This window comes from Streptomyces sp. NPDC087787, from assembly GCF_044743035.1.
Classification (GTDB): Bacteria; Actinomycetota; Actinomycetes; order Streptomycetales; family Streptomycetaceae; genus Streptomyces.
Map to the genome: position 1 here is coordinate 282538 of NZ_JBIUVQ010000007.1, position 20530 is coordinate 303067.

The 20530-nt window shown below is 71.5% G+C and carries 15 protein-coding genes and 1 pseudogene; 6 read left to right on the forward strand and 10 right to left on the reverse strand.

The window, feature by feature from the left end:
• Positions 1-5 precede the first annotated feature (5 nt).
• From allB to ACIOWN_RS14375, 3 genes are all read right to left on the reverse strand, one after another.
• Positions 6-1352: an allantoinase AllB gene (gene allB / locus ACIOWN_RS14365; RefSeq protein ID WP_401982353.1), complete on the reverse strand. Its 1347-nt coding sequence runs from the start codon at positions 1350-1352 to the stop codon at positions 6-8.
• 187 nt (positions 1353-1539) lie between these two features.
• The gene (locus ACIOWN_RS14370; RefSeq protein WP_362354127.1) at positions 1540-2265 is read right to left on the reverse strand and encodes an aspartate/glutamate racemase family protein; all 726 of its coding nucleotides are present in this window, start codon (positions 2263-2265) and stop codon (positions 1540-1542) included.
• A gap of 59 nt (positions 2266-2324) precedes the next feature.
• A complete protein-coding gene (locus ACIOWN_RS14375) occupies positions 2325-3809 on the reverse strand; it encodes an NCS1 family nucleobase:cation symporter-1 (RefSeq protein ID WP_401982354.1) in 1485 nt (494 codons plus the stop codon).
• A 236-nt stretch (positions 3810-4045) separates the two neighbouring features.
• Between ACIOWN_RS14375 and ACIOWN_RS14380 the strand changes: the two genes are divergently transcribed.
• Complete coding sequence (locus tag ACIOWN_RS14380) at positions 4046-4849, forward strand: IclR family transcriptional regulator (protein WP_362354131.1); 804 nt, start codon at positions 4046-4048, stop codon at positions 4847-4849.
• 64 nt (positions 4850-4913) lie between these two features.
• Here ACIOWN_RS14380 and ACIOWN_RS14385 read toward each other — a convergent pair whose 3' ends face one another.
• Together ACIOWN_RS14385 and ACIOWN_RS14390 are read right to left on the reverse strand one after the other, a co-directional pair.
• The gene (locus ACIOWN_RS14385) at positions 4914-5591 is read right to left on the reverse strand and encodes an ABC transporter ATP-binding protein (RefSeq protein WP_362354133.1); all 678 of its coding nucleotides are present in this window, start codon (positions 5589-5591) and stop codon (positions 4914-4916) included.
• Positions 5588-6622, reverse strand: coding sequence for an ABC transporter permease (locus tag ACIOWN_RS14390; protein ID WP_401982355.1), 1035 nt, complete (start codon positions 6620-6622; stop codon positions 5588-5590). The genes ACIOWN_RS14385 and ACIOWN_RS14390 overlap by 4 nt, the downstream gene beginning before the upstream one ends.
• A gap of 135 nt (positions 6623-6757) precedes the next feature.
• Here ACIOWN_RS14390 and ACIOWN_RS14395 point away from each other — a divergent pair.
• Together ACIOWN_RS14395 and ACIOWN_RS14400 are read left to right on the forward strand one after the other, a co-directional pair.
• Positions 6758-7941, forward strand: a pseudogene (locus tag ACIOWN_RS14395) (sensor histidine kinase).
• Complete coding sequence (locus tag ACIOWN_RS14400) at positions 7938-8576, forward strand: response regulator transcription factor (RefSeq protein ID WP_100566505.1); 639 nt, start codon at positions 7938-7940, stop codon at positions 8574-8576. The pseudogene ACIOWN_RS14395 and the gene ACIOWN_RS14400 overlap by 4 nt, the downstream one beginning before the upstream one ends.
• Positions 8577-8668: 92 nt before the next feature.
• Here the strand turns inward: ACIOWN_RS14400 and ACIOWN_RS14405 are convergent, their stop codons facing one another.
• On the reverse strand, positions 8669-8983 hold the full coding sequence (locus ACIOWN_RS14405) for a DUF5955 family protein (protein ID WP_100566504.1): 315 nt from the start codon (positions 8981-8983) through the stop codon (positions 8669-8671).
• 192 nt (positions 8984-9175) lie between these two features.
• Between ACIOWN_RS14405 and ACIOWN_RS14410 the strand changes: the two genes are divergently transcribed.
• Together ACIOWN_RS14410 and aceB are read left to right on the forward strand one after the other, a co-directional pair.
• Entirely contained in the window at positions 9176-9775 is a 600-nt protein-coding gene (locus ACIOWN_RS14410; protein ID WP_362354139.1) for a nucleotidyltransferase family protein, read from the forward strand.
• 220 nt (positions 9776-9995) lie between these two features.
• Positions 9996-11621, forward strand: coding sequence for a malate synthase A (gene aceB / locus ACIOWN_RS14415; RefSeq protein WP_362354141.1), 1626 nt, complete (start codon positions 9996-9998; stop codon positions 11619-11621).
• A gap of 69 nt (positions 11622-11690) precedes the next feature.
• On the opposite strand, the gene ACIOWN_RS14420 is transcribed toward aceB, so the two are convergent.
• Complete coding sequence (locus ACIOWN_RS14420; RefSeq protein ID WP_362354143.1) at positions 11691-12623, reverse strand: HipA family kinase; 933 nt, start codon at positions 12621-12623, stop codon at positions 11691-11693.
• A gap of 208 nt (positions 12624-12831) precedes the next feature.
• Here ACIOWN_RS14420 and ACIOWN_RS14425 point away from each other — a divergent pair, with 208 nt between their 5' ends.
• Entirely contained in the window at positions 12832-14352 is a 1521-nt protein-coding gene (locus tag ACIOWN_RS14425; RefSeq protein WP_362354145.1) for a catalase, read from the forward strand.
• Positions 14353-14462: 110 nt separating this feature from the next.
• Here the strand turns inward: ACIOWN_RS14425 and ACIOWN_RS14430 are convergent, their stop codons facing one another.
• From ACIOWN_RS14430 to ACIOWN_RS14440, 3 genes are all read right to left on the reverse strand, one after another.
• A complete protein-coding gene (locus ACIOWN_RS14430) occupies positions 14463-15647 on the reverse strand; it encodes a PP2C family protein-serine/threonine phosphatase (protein WP_362354147.1) in 1185 nt (394 codons plus the stop codon).
• Between the two features lie 237 nt (positions 15648-15884).
• Positions 15885-18719: an ExeM/NucH family extracellular endonuclease gene (locus tag ACIOWN_RS14435; RefSeq protein ID WP_401982356.1), complete on the reverse strand. Its 2835-nt coding sequence runs from the start codon at positions 18717-18719 to the stop codon at positions 15885-15887.
• A gap of 247 nt (positions 18720-18966) precedes the next feature.
• Positions 18967-20493 carry an IucA/IucC family protein gene (locus ACIOWN_RS14440; RefSeq protein ID WP_362354151.1) on the reverse strand — a complete coding sequence of 509 codons (1527 nt, stop codon included), beginning with the start codon at positions 20491-20493 and terminating at the stop codon, positions 18967-18969.
• Positions 20494-20530 lie beyond the last annotated feature (37 nt).

Consider the following 20530-nt stretch of genomic DNA (forward strand, 5'->3'; position numbering starts at 1 on the left):
AGTGATCAGTTCGTCCTTTCCAGAAGCTGGCCGGTGGGTTCGGTGAAGCGGTCGTCGAGCGCGGGGTCGTAGATACGCTCGCCGCGCAGCCAGGTGGATTTCACGACGCCGCGCAGGGTCTTGCCCGCGTACGCGGTGATGCGGTTGCGGTGCTGGAGCGCGGCCGGGTCGACGGTGAAGGTCTCGTCGGTGGCCAGGACCGCGAAGTCCGCGTCCCGGCCGGGTGCGACGGCGCCCTTGCGGTCGAGACCGGCGAGGTTCGCGGTGCGCTCGGACATCCAGCGGACCACGTCCTCGATGCCGTGGCCGCGCCGGGCCGCCTCCGTCCAGATGGCCGACAGGCTGAGCTGGAGCGAGGATATGCCGCCCCAGGCGGTGGCGAAGTCGGACGTCTTGAGGTCCACGGTGGACGGCGAGTGGTCGGTGACGACGCAGTCGATGGTGCCGTCGGCGAGCGCGGCCCAGAGCAGGTCCTGGTTGGCGGCCTCGCGGATCGGCGGGCAGCACTTGAACTCGCTGGCCCCGTCGGGCACTTCCTCGGCGGTGAGGGTGAGGTAGTGCGGACAGGTCTCGACGCTGAGACGGACGCCCTCGCGCTTGGCGGCGGCGATCAGCGGCAGCGCGCCGGAGGAGGACAGGTGCAGGATGTGGACCCGCGCGCCGAGCCGGCGGGCCAGCGCGATGAGGCCCTCGATCGCGCTGTCCTCGGAGACCTGCGGGCGGGTCCGCAGGAAGTCGGCGTACTTCGGACCGCTCAGCCGGGGGGCGAGCCCGAGCTCGTGCGGGTCCTCCGCGTGCACGATGAGCAGCCCGCCGAAGCCCGCGATCTCCGCCATGGAGGCGGTCAGCTGGTCGTGGTTCAGCTCGGGGAACTCGTCGACCCCGGACGGGGACAGGAAGCACTTGAAGCCGAAGACGCCCGCGTCGTGCAGGGGCCGCAGGTCCTTGACGTTGTCGGGGAGCGCGCCGCCCCAGAATCCGACGTCGATGTGGGCCTTGCCGCGGGCCACCTCCTGCTTGACGCGGAGGTTGTCGACGGTCGTCGTCGGCGGCAGCGAGTTGAGGGGCATGTCGACGAGGGTGGTGATGCCTCCGGCGGCCGCCGCCCGGGTGGCGGTCCAGAAGCCCTCCCAGTCGCTGCGCCCGGGGTCGTTCACGTGGACGTGGGTGTCGACGAGTCCCGGCAGCAGAGCGTCGTCGCCGACGTCCTCCAGCCGCGCGCCCGCCGGCACCTCGGCGTCATGCGGCAGTACGGCCACGATCCGGCCGTCGGCGACGGTGACGGACGCGGGGCGCACGCCGCCGGGGGTCACGACGCGCGTGGAGCGCAGTACGAGCTGTACGTCGGGCAACGGACGCCCCTCCTCTGGTGCGGTTCCTTCGTTCACTGTCGCTCACCCGCGAAACAAGCAATATTCCGGAGAGCGGAAACAAGTTTCCTGTAGACGGAGTCTTCATGGCCGGGCCTCATGAGTCAAGACCTTCCTGGCGGAGCGGGACCTCGTCGCGGCGGCCTGCGCGGGCGACGCATGATCCGCGTCAACGCGCGCTCGGGGGCCAGTTGACCATCCGTTTGGGCCGCGGCCGGGCGTATGTGCGCACCTTGGAGGTCGACAGACCGAGCCGGACGAGGGACTCGGCGATCGTCACGGCGGCGGTCACGCCGTCGACGACGGGGACCCCGGTGCGTTCGGCGACACGCTCGGTGAGCCCGGACATGCCCCCGCAGCCGAGGCAGATCACCTCCGCCCGGTCCTCCTCCACGGCGCGGGCGGCCTGGTCGGCGATCGCCGCGACGGCGGCCTTCTCGTCCCGCTCCAGATCGAGCACGGCGAGCCCGCTGGCGCGCACGGAGGCGCAGCGGGCGCTCAGCCCGGCGACGTGGAGGCGCTCCTCGATCAGCGGGACCGTGCGGTCCAGGCTGGTGACGACGGAGTAGGTGCGGCCGAGGAACTGGGCGGTGCTCGCGGCGGCCTCGGTGATGTCGACGACGGGGACGTCGAGGAGTTCCTGGAGGCCCTCGCGGCCGTGCTCGCCGTAGCCGGCCTGGATCACGGCGTCGAAGGGCCCGGGGTGGGCGCGTACGGCCTCCATCACGGCGATGGCGGCGAGGTAGCTCTCGTAGTTGCCCTCCACGGACTCCGCTCCGAAGGAGGGGGTCAGCGGGACGATCTCGGTGCCGGGTGACGCCGCGGCCGCCGCCTGCTCACCGATCGAGTCGGTGATGGACTGCGTGGTGTTGACGTTCACGACGAGGATGCGCATGGTCGGCTTTCTGGGTGATTCTGCTGGACGGCTGGTTCAGTGCGCGATGCGTGCGCGGCTCATTCGGCGGCGACCGCGATGGCCTCGCCGTCCACGTCCTGGATCAGGACGTCGCGGTCGGCGATGACCGAGTAGAGGACGGCCCCGAGGATGGCGCCGACGAACCAGGAGAAGCCGGCCACGACGTGGAAGGCGGGCATCAGGGCGAGGACGACGGCGATGGCCGCGGAGGGCACGAAGGCCCAGACGGCCCGCGGGTTGTAGCCGCGGCGGTAGTGGTACTCGCCCCGCGCGTCCTCGGTGTAGAGGTCGGGGACGTTGACCCGGGCCCTGCGCAGCAGCCAGTAGTCGGCCATGATCACGCCGAAGAGCGGTCCGAGCAGGGCGCCGAGGCCGCCGAGGAAGTACTCCACCGCGATCGGGTTGTTGTAGAGGTTCCACGGCGTGATCACCAGGCCGACGCACGCGCTCACCAGGCCGGCGCGGCGGAAGTTCAGCCGGCGCGGGAAGAGGTTGACCAGCGCGTAGATCGGTGCCACGAAGTTGGCCAGCAGGTTCACCGCGACGGTCAGGGCGATGAGGGCGATCGAGGCCGCGGCCAGCAGGATCATGTTCGGGATGGTGCGGACGATGTCCGTGGGGCTGGTGATGATCTGCCCGTCGAGCTTGAACTGCGCGCCGCACAGGACCGCCACGATGACGGCGAAGAAGAGCATGTTCACCGGGATGCCGATCACGTTGCCGCGGACGATCGAGGCGCGGCTCCTGGCCGAACGGGTGAAGTCGCAGAAGTTGAGTACGAACGTGCCGTAGATGACCACCCACAGCGCGGCGGCCTGCAGGACGTGCAGCCACATCGTGCCGCCCGGGAGCGGGTGGCCGTCGGACAGGGAGATCGATCCGCCCGCCCGGAAGAACATCCACGCGGCCAGGGCGCTCATGGTGATCAGGGTGGTGGGCGCGGCGAAGGCCATGTAGCGCCGGATCATCTGCATGCCGTAGCTCACGATGAGGACCTGGAGCAGCCACAGGGCCATGAAGGTGATCCAGCCGAGCAGGGACTGACCGAGCACGGAGTGCTTCTCGAGGCTGCCCAGGCCGGGGAACATGGCCACGAGCAGCGCGCTCAGCACGGAGGCGGCGAGGTAGGTCTGGATGCCGAACCAGGCGATGGCGACGCCGCCGCGGACGCCGGCGGGTATCTTCGCGCCCTTGATGCCGAACGCGATACGGCTCATGACGGGGAACGGGACGCCCGTCTTGTGTCCCATGAACCCGGACAGGGTGAGCAGCAGGAAGAGCAGGAGAGAGGCGAGTGCGAAGGCGGCCAGGATGCCCCACACGTTCAGGCCGAGCGCGAACAGTCCGATCGCGAAGGCGTAGTTGCCGAGGCTGTGCACATCGTTGGCCCAGAGCGTGAAGACGTTGTAGGCGCCCCAGCGGCGCCCTTCTCTCTTCGTGGGGGCGAGGTCGTACGTGTACAGGCCAGAACTCGCGGTGTTGCCGGTGTCCACGGATGATCGGTCATCCACAGCAGGAGGCATACGGGCTCCCGGGGAGGGGAAGGTGGGGGAACGTTCGAGGTTTTCCACAGAACGGAAGTAAACTTCCGGTGGCCAGAACGTAGTTTTCACCGAGAGCAGCGTCAAGGGTCAGCCCGCATTCCAGACAAGGATATGGACAAACCCTTGCTGATCGGTAGGAACGGTCCATGACAGGCCTGGGTGGGCATCCGACCAGGCCGGTAGCATGCGGCCACACCCGCAGAAAGGAATGCGACGTGCCGCCCTCAGACGAGCGCAAGTCCTCCGCCTCCGCCGGCCCCGCCGCCACCGGTGGGGTCCAGTCCCTCGAGCGTGCCTTCGATCTGCTCGAGCGGATGGCGGACGCCGGAGGCGAGGTGGGTCTGAGCGAGCTCTCCGCCGCGAGCGGTCTGCCCCTGCCCACCATCCACCGGCTGATGCGGACCCTGGTCGCCTGCGGTTACGTACGGCAGCAGCCGAACCGCCGGTACTCGCTCGGGCCCCGCCTCATCCGCCTCGGCGAGTCCGCCGCGCGGCTGCTCGGCACCTGGGCGCGGCCGTACCTGGCCCGGCTGGTGGACGAGACGGGCGAGACGGCGAACATGGCGCTGCTGGACGGTGACGAGATCGTCTACGTGGCGCAGGTGCCGTCCAAGCACTCCATGCGGATGTTCACCGAGGTCGGGCGCCGGGTGCTGCCGCACTCCACGGGTGTCGGCAAGGCGCTGCTCGCCAACACGTCCGACAGCGAGGTGCGCGCGCTGCTGGCCCGCACGGGGATGCCGGCCGCCACGGACAAGACCATAACCACCCCGGAAGGCTTCCTGGCGGCACTGGCGGAGGTCCGCCGGCTCGGCTACGCGGTCGACGACAACGAGCAGGAGATCGGCGTCCGCTGCCTCGCGGTCACCGTCCCCGACAGCCCCACGGCCGCGGCGATCTCCATCTCCGGCCCGGCGGGCCGTGTCACGGACATCGCGACGGAGCGCATCGTCCCGGTCCTCCAGCAGGTGGCACAAGACCTCTCCAAGGCCCTGGCCAGCTCGGGCCCGGCGGCCTGACCCCCGGCCGACCGGCCGGGGGGAACGGGCCCGGCCCGGCCGGCTCCCGCCCGGGCCGACCGGCTCACGTCGCCCGGCCGACCGGCTCCAGACGGCCGTCTCTCATCTCCCGTACCGCGTCCGCCGCACTCAGGTGGGCGCGGTCGTGGGTGACGAGGACGGTCGCCGTGCCGCGGGCACGGGCGAGGCGGGCCAGCAGGTCGATGACGGCGGCGCCGCGTTCGTGGTCGAGGGCGCTGGTGGGCTCGTCCACCAGGAGGACGGAAGGATCGTTCATCAGCGCTCGCGCGATGTTGACGCGCTGGCGCTGGCCGCCGGAGAGCTGGTGCGGGCGCCGGTGCGCATGGTCGGCGAGGCCCACCGCGGCCAGGAGTTCGCGGATCCGGCCCGCCGCCGGCCGGCGGCCGTCGAGGCGGGCCATCACCTCCAGCTGCTCCGCCGCCGTCAGGGACGGCAGCAGGTTCGGCTGCTGGAAGACGATCCCGATGCTGCGGCGTCGCAGCACCGCCCGCTCCCCGGCGCTCAGCTCCCCCGTCGGCGTACCGTCCACGCACACGCGTCCGCTGTCCGGCGTGATCAGCGTGGCCGCGACCGCGAGCAGGCTGGACTTGCCCGAGCCGGACGGCCCGGCCACCGCCGTGACCGTGCCCGCGGGCACCTCCAGGCGTACCCGGTCCAGGGCGGTGAGCCGGCCGTCGCCGTCGGGATAGGTCAGGGTGATGTCGTCGAGGAACAGGCTCATCGCACGCCTCCCAGCGCGGTCAGCGGGTCGACGGCGGTGATCCGCCGGACGGACAGGCCGGCCCCCAGCACACCCAGTGCGGCCATCACCGCGGCGGGCACCAGGACGGTCGGCGGATCGAGTACGAAGGGAATCGCGCCGCCCCGCACCAGGGCACCGGTCAGGGCCGCGAGCCCGGTGCCGAGCAGCGTCCCGGCGGCGAGCAGCACCGCGGCCTGTCCCAGCGCGTCGCGCAGCAGGTGGCGGGTGGAGGCGCCGAGCGCCTTGAGCACGGCGATGTCGGGGGACCGCTGGATCGTCCACACCGTGAAGAACGCCCCGACGACCAGCGCGGAGATGGCGAACAGGAAGCCGCGCATCAGTCGCAGCGAGCCGTTCTCGGCCTGGTAGGAGCCGATCGCGGTCAGCGCGTCGTTTCTGGCGAGGGTCTTCGTGCCGGCGGTCCGGTCCCCGGCGGGGACGTCGGCGCCCCGTGTGCGCAGCGCGATCACGGTCGCCCGGCCGCCGTCCCACGCCGTCCACACCACGGGTGTGTGACTGTAGGAGGCACCGCCCGCCACGGCCGCCACGGTCCAGGTGGCGGAGCCGAGCCGGATCCGGTCCCCGGTGGCGACGCCGAGCTCGGAAGCCGCCTTCGCGGAGAGCACGGCCCGCCCGGGCGCCACCCCTTCCGGTGCGATGCCGGCCGACGGACGCACGGCGAACTCGGACACCGCCGCCGTGCGGCTCCCGGCGGCCGCGTCGAGCGTGCGGATCGCGACCGGCTCCGCGTACGGAACGCGCTCCGCCCACCGCCGGACGGCCTCGGGCGGCAGCGAGGAACCGGTGAACGACACCGGCCGGCCGCCGGGCGGCGCGGCGAAGGCGAGGTGGTCGGCGGGCAGGCCCCTCACCGCCGAGACGTTCTCCTCGGCGAGCCCGGCGGTGAGCCCGGACAGCAGCCCCACGAGCAGGGTGATCAGTGTGACGACGGCTCCCATCAGGGCGAACCGCCCCTTGGCGAACCGCAGGTCTCTCCATGCGACGAACATGCCGTCCACCCTGCGCCGCACCGCCCCCGCCAGGCATCGCGCCGGGGCACGGCCGTCGCGGATCGAAGGAAGCACCCCTCTTTCGAACTTTCGGTTGACCGGCGCACCGCCCCGCCCGCCTACCCTGGACCCGTCATGGACATCCGCCCCCGCTCCCCCGTCGTCGTCACCCTGCGCCTGTGCCTGTACGCACTGTTCGCCGGCCTGCTCGTGCTCGCCGCCGCCCGCGCGCACGACCCGGCCACCGTGGCGGCAGCGCTGGGGACCGGAGCGGTGTTCGCCTGGGGCGCGCTGAGCCCGGCCACCCACCGCTCCCAGCGCGTGGCCGCGGTGTGGCTGGCGGCGCTCTGCGCGGCCTGGCTGGTGCTGCTCTCGTTCTCGCCCGAAGCGGTGTGGGCGGCCTTCCCGTTGTACTTCCTCCAGCTCCATCTGCTGCCCGTGCGCTGGAGCCTGCCCGCGGTCACCGCGACCGCGGGCGCGGCCATCGCCGGTTTCACCGGGCACGGGGAACGGCTGAGCGCGGGCGCCTTCATCGGCCCGCTGCTCGGCGCCGGGGTGGCCGTCGCCACGGTCCTCGGCTACGAGGCGCTGTACCGGGAGAGCGAGCGGCGCCGTGAGCTGATCGAGGAACTGGTGGCCACCCGCGCCGAACTGGCCGACGCCGAGCGCGCCGCCGGCACGCTCGCCGAACGGGAGCGGCTGGCCCGGGAGATCCACGACACGCTGGCCCAGGGCCTGTCCAGCATCCAGCTCCTGCTGCGCGCCGCCCAGCGCGCGCTGCCCGACGGCTCCCCGGCCGCCGCGCACATCGAGCAGGCCCGCGCGACCGCACAGGACACCTCGCCGAGGCACGCCGCTTCGTGCACGCGCTGATCCCTCCGGACCTGGAACGCGGCTCGCTGGCCGGAGCGCTGGAACGGCTGTGCTCGGGCCCGGCCGCCCCGCCCGAGGTCCGCTTCACGGTGAGCGGCGCCCCGGCCGGGCTGCCCACCCCCTACGAGGTGGCACTGCTCAGGATCGCCCAGTCGGCGCTCGGCAACACCCTGCGGCATGCCCGCGCCCAGCGCGCGGAGATCACCCTGAGCTTCATGGACACGGCGGTGGCGCTGGACGTCGTCGACGACGGTGCCGGTTTCGACCCCGGTGCCGAGCACGCCTCCGCACGGCCCGGCCGGGCGGCGGACGGCGGTTTCGGGCTGCCCGCGATGCGCGCGCGGGCGGAGGCGCTGGGCGGGACGTTCACCGTGGAGTCGTCGCCCGGCCAGGGCACCGCGGTGGCGGTCACCCTGCCGTATCCGGACTCCGGGGGCGGCGCATGACGATCCGGCTGCTGCTCGCGGACGACCATCCCGTGGTCCGCGCGGGCCTGAAGGCGGTGCTGTCCGCCGAGCCCGACTTCGAGATCGCCGGGGAGGCGCCGACGGCGGAACGCGCCGTGGAGCTGGCCGCGGCGGGCGGGGTGGACGTGGTGCTGATGGATCTGCAGTTCGGTCCGGGCGGAGCGCACGGCGCGGAGGCGACGGCGGCGATCACCGCACGGCCCGGCGCCCCGCGCGTCCTGGTGCTCACCACGTACGACACCGACGCGGACATCCTCGCCGCGGTCGAGGCCGGCGCGGCCGGCTACCTCCTGAAAGACGCGCCGCCGCAGGAGCTGGCCGCCGCGGTACGCACCGCCGCCTCCGGCCGCTCGGCCCTCGCGCCCCTGGTCGCCCACCGGCTGATGGACCGCATGCGCACGCCCGCGGCCGCGCTCAGCCGCCGCGAGCTGGAGGTGCTGGAACTGGTCCGCGACGGCCTGTCGAACCTTCAGATCAGCAAGCACCTGTTCCTGAGCCAGGCCACGGTGAAATCCCATCTGGTGCACGTCTACGCCAAGCTGGGCGTGGAGTCGCGCACCGCGGCGGTGGCGGCGGCGACCGAGCGGGGCCTCATCCGGCGCCGGAGACCGTGAGGGACACGGCCTCGGACGGGACCGCCGGCGCGGAACCCGGCTCTCCGGGCACGGGCACCGGCGTGAGCAGGTGCCCGGTCGCCGTCGGCTCGTCAGCCTCGCGGCTGCTCGCCGAACAGGTCCACCGCCGTGCGCACCTGGGACAGTCCGGACGCCAGGGCGCTGACCGAGCCGATGGAGCCGGCGATCAGGAGCAGCGAGCGGCGCAGGCGCGGGAGTTCGGGGGTTCCGTGGGTGGTCATCGCGGCGAGTGCGGCCAGTTCGTCCTCGGCGATGACCCGGTCGGTGAACTCCGCCGGATATGAGGCGAGTTCGCGGCGCAGCCGGGCCACCGCGGTGCGCAGTTCCGTCACCCTGGGATCCTCTTTGCCGCCGGTCGCCGGCCGCCGGTCCAAGCTCCGCAACACAGCCCCTCCCCCTCGCACGCCGTCGTGCGCCGTCCCCTCCGTGGTCCCGTCGGACATCCCTGTGGAGCGGGTCGGGCGCCGGGGGACGCAGATCAGTAAACGCCACCCGGACCGGGAGGCGCCACCGCGGGGACCGAAATTCAGCCCCCGCACACCGGCTCGACAGCGGCCGGTGCGCGGTATGCAGGACCCATGACACGCACAGAGGGCGAGATCGCGGGACTGGTGCTGGCGGCCGGCGGCGGGCGCCGGCTCGGCGGGCGGCCCAAGGCCCTGCTCGCGCACCGGGGCCGGCCGCTGGTGGAGCACGCGGTCGCGGCCCTGCGGGCGGCCGGATGCGAGCGCGTCCACGTGGTCCTGGGCGCACGGTCGGCCGAGGTCCGGCAGCGCGCGGAGCTGCCCGGCTGCGTGCTCGTGGACAACCCGCACTGGGAGCGGGGCATGGGCTCCTCACTGCGGGCCGGGCTGGACTCCCTCGCCGGCACGAGGGCGCGGGCCGCCCTGGTCCTGCTCGTGGACCAGCCCGGCGTGAGCGCGGAGGCGGTGGCCCGGGTGCGGGCCGCGTACCGGGACGAGAGCTCGCTGGTCTCGGCCGCGTACGACGGCGTGCGCGGCCATCCGGTGCTGCTCGGGGCGGCCCACTGGGGCGGCGTGGCGGAGAGTGCGACCGGCGACCGGGGGGCACGCGCCTATCTGAGGGCGCACGAGGGATCGATCACCCTCGTCGAGTGCGGGGACGTGGCACGGGCGTACGACATCGACACCGAGGCCGACCTGGGCCACCTTGAGTGAGCGGTACGGCACCGAGCGCCACCTTCGCTCGACCCGAAGATTCTCGACATCAACACATCTTGAACTTCCACCATGAGGAAACTACTATCCACATTTCAGAAGCACCCGTCGCTCCCCGGGTGCGGTATGCCGCTTTCATGGCCATGGGCATCCGGTGCCACGGCAAGGTGGCACTGAACGTGGTTCGCTGAAGAAGCTCCCCCGAAGGAAGTGACAGCTCATGTCCGCACCAGCGCCGTCCCCGCTGGCCATCGTCGACGCCGAGCCCCTGCCCCGGCAGGATGAGGTCCTCTCCGACGCGGCGCTCGCCTTCGTGGCCGAGTTGCACCGGCGATTCACACCGCGCCGCGACGAACTCCTCGCCCGCCGTGCGGAGCGCCGCGCCGAGATCGCCCGCACCTCCACGCTCGACTTCCTCCCGGAGACGGCCGCGATCCGCGCGGACGACTCCTGGCGGGTGGCCCCCGCCCCCGCGGCCCTCAACGACCGCCGGGTCGAGATCACCGGCCCCACCGACCGCAAGATGACCATCAACGCGCTCAACTCGGGCGCGAAGGTCTGGCTCGCCGACTTCGAGGACGCCTCCGCCCCCACCTGGGAGAACGTCGTCCTCGGCCAGCTCAACCTGATCGACGCCTACACCCGGAACATCGACTTCACGGACCCCGGCTCCGGCAAGTCCTACGCGCTGCGCCCGAACGGGGAACTCGCCACGGTCGTCATGCGCCCGCGCGGCTGGCACCTGAACGAACGTCACCTCGTGGACGCGGACGGCACCCAGGTGCCCGGCGGCCTCGTCGACTTCGGCCTGTACTTCTTCCACAACGCCAAGCGTCTGCTCGACCTCGGCAAGGGCCCGTACTTCTACCTGCCGAAGACGGAGTCGCACCTGGAGGCGCGGCTGTGGAACGACGTGTTCGTCTTCGCCCAGGACTACGTCGGCATCCCGCAGGGCACCGTCCGCGCCACCGTCCTGATCGAGACGATCACGGCCGCGTACGAGATGGAGGAGATCCTCTACGAACTGCGCGACCACGCGGCCGGGCTGAACGCGGGCCGCTGGGACTACCTGTTCTCCATCGTCAAGAACTTCCGTGACGGCGGGGCCAGGTTCGTCCTGCCGGACCGCAACGCGGTCACGATGACGGCGCCGTTCATGCGCGCCTACACCGAACTCCTCGTGCGCACCTGCCACAAGCGCGGCGCGCACGCCATCGGCGGCATGGCGGCCTTCATCCCCTCCCGCCGGGACGCCGAGGTCAACAAGGTGGCCTTCGAGAAGGTCCGCGCCGACAAGGACCGCGAGGCCGGCGACGGCTTCGACGGCTCCTGGGTGGCCCACCCCGACCTGGTGCCGATCTGCGCGGAGTCCTTCGACAAGGTCCTCGGCGACAAGCCGAACCAGAAGGACCGGCTGCGCGAGGACGTGCACGTCGAGGCGGCCGACCTGATCGCGATCGACTCCCTCGACGCGAGGCCGACGTACGCGGGCCTGGTCAACGCCGTCCAGGTCGGCATCCGCTACATCGAGGCCTGGCTGCGCGGTCTGGGCGCGGTGGCGATCTTCAACCTGATGGAGGACGCGGCCACCGCGGAGATCTCCCGCTCGCAGATCTGGCAGTGGATCAACGCCGGTGTCGAGTTCGAGAACGGCGAGAAGGTCACGCCGGAACTGGCCCGCAAGGTCGCCGACGAGGAACTGCGGAACATCCGCGAGGAGATCGGCGACGAGGCCTTCGCCGCCGGCCACTGGCAGCAGGCCCACGACCTGCTGCTCCAGGTCTCCCTCGACGAGGACTACGCCGACTTCCTGACCCTGCCGGCGTACCAGCAGCTCAAGGGCTGACCCCCGCACCGCGCCACGTGGCCCCGGAACTCTCCGGGGCCGCCGCACAGGACCGGTCCGCGCTCCGGCTCATCCCAGGTGCACGGACCAGTCCTGTGCGGCGGCCGGCCTGCCGTGCAGGTCGGGGACGGTCCTGAGCCAGTCCGGGCGGCCCGCCCGGGTCCGCGCCGCCCGCCGGGACTCCTCCGCCGCCAGCTCCTCGCGGGTGGGGAAGTCGGTGGGCAGCCAGGCCGGGGACGCCCCGACTCGGGCGGCCAGGTAGTCGACGTAGGCCTGCCGGGCCTCGTCCGCGGTGGCGAAGCCGGGCTCGTCGGCGAGCCAGGCGTCCGGCACCTCGGCGAGGACGGACCGCAGCAGCTCGCGGGTCACCCTGGGGGCCAGTTCGGCGTCGGCGGCCCGCACGTCCGGCGCGTACCGGCCGAGGGCGTGATGGCGGAAGTCGTAGGCCTTCGCCGGATCCGACGCCTTCCCCGGATCCGAGGCGTCCCAGCGGTGGTGGAAGACCAGGGCCGCGCCGTGGTCGATGAGCCACAGGCGCGGCGGCGCGGTGCCGAGGGTCGGCCACACCATCAGGTTGGAGCTGTGGACGGTGCGGTCCACGTTCACGGTCAGCGCGTCCAGCCAGACGATCCGGCCCGCCTCCACGGGGTCCACCGGGAAGTGCTCGGCGACCTCGGGGGTGAAGTCCGCGGCACCCGGCAGATAGTCCATGCCGAGGTTCACGCCCGGGCTCGCGTCGAGCAGGTCGCGCACCTCCTGGTGCGGTTCGTGCGCGGCGAGCGCGGGGTCGAAGTGCACGAGGACCAGTTCGGGAAAGCGCAGTCCGAGGGCGCGCGCCAGCTCACCCACGATGACCTCGGCGACCAGCGCCTTGTGCCCCTGCGCGGAGCCGGTGAACTTGACCACGTACGTCCCCAGGTCGTCGGCCTCGACGACTCCCGGCACGGAGCCGCCGGACCGCAGGGGCTCGATGTAGTGGGTTGCAGTGACCTCTCTCATCATCTTCCAATGCCCCCGGCGTCGCTTGCCCTACATTCCACGGTCAGCTCCGATGCGGCGCAAGCCGGGAAACCTCAATGGTAACCAAGCGTGACAGCCGGGACCGAAAACAACCTGGCACCACATTCGACGGCGTCGTGTTTAGGGCCGGTTCCAGCGGTCACGCGAGTGTGAGGTTCATGGAGGACCGGCACGACGAAAGGTCAGACTCATGACGGAGTTCCATCCCGCCACCACGACGGACTCCGGCGCTCCGGTGGAGAGTGATGAGCACTCTCTCACCCTCGGACCGGGCGGGCCGGTCCTGCTGCAGGACGCCTACCTGATCGAGCAGATGGCCCAGTTCAACCGGGAGCGGATTCCCGAACGCCAGCCTCACGCCAAGGGGAGCGGCGCCTTCGGCCACTTCGAGGTGACCGAGGACGTCAGCGCCTACACCATGGCAACCGTTTTCCAGCCGGGCACCCGCACCGACCTGGTCATTCGCTTCTCGACGGTCGCCGGCGAGCGGGGCAGCCCCGACACCTGGCGCGACCCTCGCGGCTTCGCGGTGAAGTTCTACACCACCGACGGCAACTACGACATGGTCGGCAACAACACGCCGGTGTTCTTCGTGAAGGACCCGATGAAGTTCCAGCACTTCATCCGTTCCCAGAAGCGCCGCGCGGACAACAACCTGCGCGACCACGACATGCAGTGGGACTTCTGGACGCTCTCGCCGGAGTCCGCGCACCAGGTGACCTGGCTGATGGGAGACCGCGGCATCCCCCGCACCTGGCGCCACATGAACGGCTACACCTCCCACACCTACATGTGGATCAACGCCAAGGGTGACCGGTTCTGGGTGAAATACCACTTCAAGACCGACCAGGGGATCGAGTTCTTCACCCAGCACGAGGGCGACCAGATGGCCGCCGCCGACACGGACTACCACATGCGCGATCTCTTCGAGCACATCCGTGACGGCGACTTCCCCAGCTGGACCCTGTACGTGCAGGTCATGCCCTACGCGGAGGCCGCGCACTACCGCTTCAACCCGTTCGACCTCACCAAGGTGTGGCCGCACGGCGACTACCCGCTCATTCCGGTCGGCCGGATGACCCTGGACCGCAATCCGACCGACAACCACGCGGAGATCGAGCAGGCGGCGTTCCAGCCCAACAACTTCATTCCCGGGATCGGGCCGAGCCCTGACCGCATGCTGCTGGCCCGGCTGTTCTCCTACGCGGACGCCCACCGGCACCGCATCGGCGCCAACTACCAGCAGCTTCCCGTGAACGCGCCCATCGTCGACGTCCACTCCTACTCGAAGGACGGGGCGATGGCGTACCGGAAGACCACTGATCCGGTGTACGCCCCGAACTCCAAGGGCGGTCCTGCCGCCGACCCCGCCCACTTCGGCCCCCCGCCCAGCTGGACGGCCGACGGCGAGATCGTCCGCGCCGCGTACACCTCCCATGCCGAGGACGACGACTGGGGGCAGCCCGGCACACTGGTCCGCCAGGTCCTGGACGACGCCGCCCGGGACCGTCTGGTCGACAACGTCGTCGGACACCTCCTCAACGGGGTCAGCGAACCGGTCCTGGAGCGGGCCTTCACGTACTGGTCGAACATCGACGAGACGATCGGCAAGCGCATTGCCGACGGCGTGCGCTCCAAGGCCGACGAGAAGGACCCGAAGGCCGCTGAGCAAGGAAGCCCCGCGCGGCGCGGCATGCAGCACAAGGCCTGACATTCCCGGGCGGGGCCGGGGATGTCTCCGCCACCGCAAGTGCCGCCCCCCGCTGTCGGACCGGGGGAGCGGCCGGTCGGTGACCTTTCCGTCCGCCCTGGGCTCTCACGTCAGCCGTGGGAGGCGGGGCGGGGCGCGGGCCGACCGGCGCTGTCGTGGGCGGGAGCCGCGGCGGTGGGTGCCGGCTCGAGGGTGCGTTGGACGGCGACCACGGCGACGTCGTCGGTCAGGTGTCCGCCGACGTGGGCGAGCAGGTCGGCGCGCAGGTGGCGGAGCAGTGCCGAGGGTCTGTGGTGTGCCCACGAGGCGGCCCGTTCGGCCAGTGGGTAGAAGGCGCCCCGGGCGTTACGGGCCTCGAGCACGCCGTCGGTGTGCAGCAGCAGCACATCCCCGGGCTCCAGGGCGAAGGTGTCGACACGGTAGTCGGGGCGGGTCAGCTCACCCAGACCCAGCGGCGGCGCGGGATGGGTGGCGCGCAGCGTGATGGCCTGCCAGTCGCGCAACAGCAGGGGTGGGGGGTGCCCGCAGGTGACCATCTGGACCAGGGGGTGCTCGTCGGGGATGTCGAGGACGGCGGCGGTGATGAAGCACTCCCCGGCTGTCTCGACCTCGGTGGGTTCGGCCAGGTGCCAGCACACGCTGTGGTCCAGGTAGGCCGCGAGCTCGGGCAGGCCGGCCTGGCGGTGTGCGGCCTCGCGGAAGGCGCCCAGCAGCAGGGCGGCGTCACTGATCGCGGTCAGGCCCTTGCCCATCACATCCCCGATGATCAGCCGGGTGCCCGTGGGCGTGCGGATGGCCGCGTACAGGTCGCCGCCGATCAGGGACTGTGCCTGCGCCGCCAGATACATCGATGCCACCCGCAGCGGGCCGAACCGCCGTGGCAGCGGCCGCAGCACCACCCGCTGTGTGGCCTCCGACACCGTTCGCACCGCCGCCAGCTCACGGGCATGCCGCTCCCGCAGAAAGCGGAAGACCGTCACGAGCACCGAAACCATCACGAGGGCGATGATCTGCGACTCGAAGTCCATCTTGCCCAGCATGTGGTTTTCCAGCCCGATGACCAGCATGCCCACCACCGCGACAGCGGCGATCGCCCCGGTGACGAAGGTCGAGGCGAAGGACGCGGCGAGCGCGGGTGCCACGATCAACAGCGACGGCCCCGTCGGCAGATGGTGCGACGGGGTCAGTACATCGGCCAGCACGATGGCCACGATCAGGGTGAGCGGAAGCGCCAGCAGGACATCACCGGCCTGCCGTGGGCGATGCCAGTGCGCATATCGCTGCCGCCAGCTCACACTTCCGGACTACACCCATCCGCACGGCCCCGCAGGTGCACGCACAACCACCTGCCGGGCGCCGATCGAGCGGGAATCGAGAAGTCGGGCCGCGGCGCGGGCACGCGGCGCGAATACGACAACACGGCCTCGCGGCGGGGCGGGCCGCTGCCCGGGAGTGCTGAAAACGGGAGCCTGCCCCGAAGGGCGGGCTCCCGTCGTGCGTGCCGCGCGTCCGTGCGTGCGCGCCCTCTCGGCCTACTTGGTGGTGACCGTCACCGAGGTTTCAGCCGTCCCGGCGAGCACCTTGGCGTCCCCGGAGTAGTGCACGGTCACGGTGTGCGTGCCCGCCTTGTGGAACACCGGCAGCTTGACGTTCGCCACGCCGCCGCTGAGCTTGGCGCCGCAGGTCCGGCCGTCGACGGTCACCGTGACGGTGCCGGTCGGCCTGGCACCGGCGGCCGTGACCGTCACGTGCGCCATGACCTCGGTCTTGTTCACCACGACCTTGTTCGGGGTGACCTTGAGGTCGACCTTGGAAGCGACCTTCCCGGACTCCGACCCTGTGTTGAGGCCGACGACGACAGGGTCGTGGTCGGAGGCCGAGAAGGGGTCGTCGGCGTTGAAGAACTGGGTGGCGTTGTAGTTGTAGCGGCTGTAGTTGTAGGCGACCGACTCCTGGGCGTTGATCTGCCAGACCGTCGCGCCGGTGACCATCGACTGCGCGGCCGGGCTGGCGACGATGTGGTCAAGGGTGCCCTGGAGGCCGTGGAAGGAGTAGGAGTGGTGGTCCGGGTCGTACGTCGACCCGAGGTCGCTGTAGCCCTGGCTGTACAGGTACTCCATCGGGTCCTCGTGGTTGTAGGCGTTGAAGTCGCCGACGAGGAACACCTTGTCCGTCTTCAGCGCCAGCGCCTGCTCCTTCGCGAAACCGAGCATGGCGGAGGCCTGGTGCGTGCGGGTCTCGTTGTAGGCGCCCTGGTTGTAGGCGGGGCGGGTGTCCTCCTTGTCGCCGGGGTAGAGACCGGCGCCGGTTCCGCCCTTCGACTTCAGGTGATTGGCCACGACCAGGAAGGCGTCCGAGTCATTGGTGCCGACGGCCTTGAAGCCCTGGGCCAGCGGCTCGCGCGCGATGGAGAAGTCCTGACCGGGACCGGAGAGGTCCTTCAGGATGTGCGAGGCCCCCACCGGGGAGACGTCGGCCGGCTTGTAGATGAACGCGGTCCGGATGACGTCCTCGGCGGCCACCGCCGGCCGGTCCGCAGCCGCCGGCGACGGCGCGAAGGCCCAGGTGCCGGCGCCCGCCTTGGCGTTGAGCGCGTCGACCAGGCCCGCGAGCGCCTTGTCGCGGTCCTCCCCGAACTTGGCCGAGTTCTCGACCTCCTCCAGCGAGACCACGCTGGCGCCGAGGCCGTTGATGCCGGTGACGATCTTGCTCTGCTGGCGCTGGAAGCTGACCTCGTCGGCAGCGCCGCGCGGGCCGTTGGCCCCGCAGTCGTTGACCGCGATGTGGTTGCCCTGGTGGTCGTTGTAGAACGAGCACTTCCCCAGGCCCTTGGCGATGTACTGGTCGCCGGTCATGGGGAAGTAGTTCTGCACGTTGAAGGTCGCGAGGCGGACCTTGCCGCCCACGGCCGCCGGCTTCGCCTTCTGGGCGCGCATGTCGGAGAACGAGACGATGTCCGTTCCGGCACCGTTGACCTGGCCGGTGGGCTGGAAGTTCCACAGCGAGTTGCGGTACTCCAGGACAACGGGCTTGTGGAATGTCACCTTGGCACCCACGCTGACCGGGTTGTCGGCGGTGAGCCAGGGCAGCGGGTCGTTGGCGGCGGCGCCGGTGGCGGTGTAGCTGACACCGGCCCCGTCATCGAGCGTGATGGCGTGGGAGGCGTTGTAGTCGGCGGTCCGCTGTGCGACGTCGCTGCCGGCGGGGCCCGCGTCCGTGGGCTGGCGCAGCATCCTGTCGCCGGCGGCCAGCCCGATCTGGCCGTAGAAGTTGGTGTTGTAGTTGTCCGTCACCGTGAAGTCGCCCTGAGGAGCGATGAGTTCGCCCTCGTGCGCTCTCTTCTGGGCGTCGGTCTCCAGGTCGCTCCACGCGATCCTGAGGGGGGTGACGGGCGGCAGCGGGGTGGACAGCTTCGTGACGGTCGGGAAGGTGATCTCGGTGGTGCCGGCGAACTCCTGGACCGTGCCGCGCACCTGGACGCTCTCGCCGATGGTCACGGTGCCGGCCGACTGCGACCCGTAGACGAACACGGCGTCCGAGGCTCCGGGGGTCCTGTCGTCGGCAACGGTACCGCCGGCTCCTCCCGTCTCGATGTAGAAACCGTTGAATCCGCCGGTCGCGTACACGGCCGTGACGACACCCTCGGTGGTGACCGTCTTGCCCGCCAACGGCGAGGTGTCCGTGCCGGTGCCCTGGATCTCGGCGATCGTCACCTTGCCGGCGTCACCGCCCGAGCCGCCGTCGCCGTTGCCGGGTCCGTTGCCCGAGTTCTTGGGGGCGGGCTGACGCGTGGTGAAGTCGACGCTGTTGTCGTCCGTGTCCACACCGGGGGTCACGCGGGTGGCGGCCGTGGTGTTGCTCGGCGCGGGAGCGGCGGCGCCCTCGACGATCGACGCGGTGCCGAAGCCGACCGTGTCGATGACGGCGCTGGTCGCGTCGTTCAGCGTCACCGAGCCGTCGGTCGCCGACATCGCCAGCTGACCGCTCGCGTCGGGGGTGGGCAGCGGCGTGGTGCCGCCGGTGCCCTTCGCCTCCTGGACCAGGTAGTAGCCGTGGGCCGGCACGCTGCCCGACAGCGCCGTCGTCCCGCCGAGGTTGCCCTTGGCGCTGAAGTACGACACCGACCAGCCGCTCACGCTGACGGCCGCGTCGGTCGGGTTGAAGAGCTCTATGTAGTCATTGGTGTAGGTGGAGCCGGAGTTGCCGCCCCCGCCGTACACCTCGTTGATCACCAGTCCGGTACCGGCCGGGTTGGCGTCGGCAGGCCCGGCGAGGAAGCTGCTCAGACCGGTCACGGCAAGCACGATGCCGGTGGTCCGGACCAGAGTCCGGCGGGACCGGGAGTTCCTCGGGAGAGGACGAGACATGAAGTCGCTCCTGAAATTGGAGAACGGCGGCACGGGCAACTGGAACCCGAGTACGACCGACCAAGGCGAAGCGAGTAAAACGGGGACTCCGGGCCGTTGTCCGAACGTTGGGTGAACTGATTGTCTCGATCTCTCCAAAACCGGGACGGCGGGATGAAAGTGCGTCAGGGTTACGCGGCGCACCACGCGTTGACCCACTGGCGGCCGTCACGCACCCACCGGAACGCGTTCGTCGCACCCTTTGGGGTCAGCGCGGGATCCGGGTGGTCACCAGCGGGTTCGGCAGCGGCTGGTAACGGGCCGCCGCGCCGTCGGCGCCGGTCCAGCGCAGCAGCAGGTTCGTCTTGCCGGGCACGGTGGGCGAGGTGAGCAGGGCGGCGGCCTCCGGCAGGTCGTGGCGGGCGAGTTCACGACGGGCGGCGGGCCAGGGATCGAGGCCCGGGTGGCGTTCGGCGAGGGCGGCGGCGATCTCACCGAGATGGTTGACGACCAGGCAGTACACCAGCCGCTCCCATCCGGCGGCCCGGGAGACGTCCGGCAGCAGCTTGACGCCCTCCGCGTCCCGGAAGAGCGCCTGCACGGGCATACCGCCGGCGTCCACGGCGATCAGCGAGTTCTGCAGGTGGGCCTCCAGGACGACGCCGTGCCGGGCGAAGGCCCCGAGGGCGGGGGGTACGACCTGGCGCAGATACGCCTCCCACCACAGCGCCGGGTCCGTGGGGCCGTCCAGCGGGTTGCCGTCGAAGCCCTCGGCCAGGGCGGCGGCGAGCAGCGGGGTCGCGCCGGGCACCAGATGTCCGCCGAGTCCGTCGCGGACGACGACGGCGAGTTCCTCGAAGGCGAAGGCGGCGGTGCGGTAGGCGCGGTCGGACAGCCAGGCCGCCGGGCCTGGCAGCCGGCCGAACGCGGTCGCGACGGCCGTGTCGGTGCGGCGCAGCTCACGCAGGTCGTGCCGCCACAGCCGCCGTACGTCGTTGGTGATCCGCACGTCCAGGCTGAACTTCAGGAAGAGGTCCGCGTCGGGAACGTGGACGGTGCGGACCGCCGCCGTGGGCCACACGGCGCGGGCCGTCGTGCCCAGCCGCAGCAGCCGCCCGTCGGCGAAGGCCCCGGCCAGGTCGCGGCCGACCAGGTCGAGCTGCCAGGGGTGGGCGGGCAGCAGCCGGTAGCCGGACGGGGCCTGGCCCAGCGCGTCGAGCGCCGAGGTGTCACCCTCCTCGACGGCCACGTCCTCGCGCACCCCGAGCAGCACCAGCGGGAAGCGGGCGTGCGCCTCGGGCGCGTACGGCAGCCAGGAGGCGACCGGGCCGCCCCCGCGCGCCTTGGGCGCCGGGTGGTACGGGTGGCCGGTGACGAGCGCCTGCTCGGAGCGGACGTACGGGTCCTCGGGCACCGGCGCGCGGTCGCGGGCGGCGAGCAGCGCCGCCACCGCCTCCCGGCTGTCGATCATCTCGGCGGGCAGCTCGTCGTTGGACAGGCCCGTGTACCGGCGCAGCTCCTCGGTCACGAGTTTGACCAGTTCCGGGTGGCCGATCCGCTGCCAGCCGTCCGCCGCGTACACCTCCGGCGCGGTGGGCCGGCGCCCGTCGCGCACCCGCAGCAGCCGGCCCCCGCCCGGCAGCCGGTACGTGCGGAACCCGCCCGGGTCCGGGCACGGCCGCGCGACCTCGCGGAGCAGGCAGTTCAGCAGGGGCGCGGCCGCGTACGCGTCGGCGCGCTCCGCGATGCCGGTGGTGGCGGGCGCGACGTCGCCGGTGGGGGGCGTGAGCTCCATGCGCTTTACTCGGTCCGTTCGGTCCATAAGTCCACAC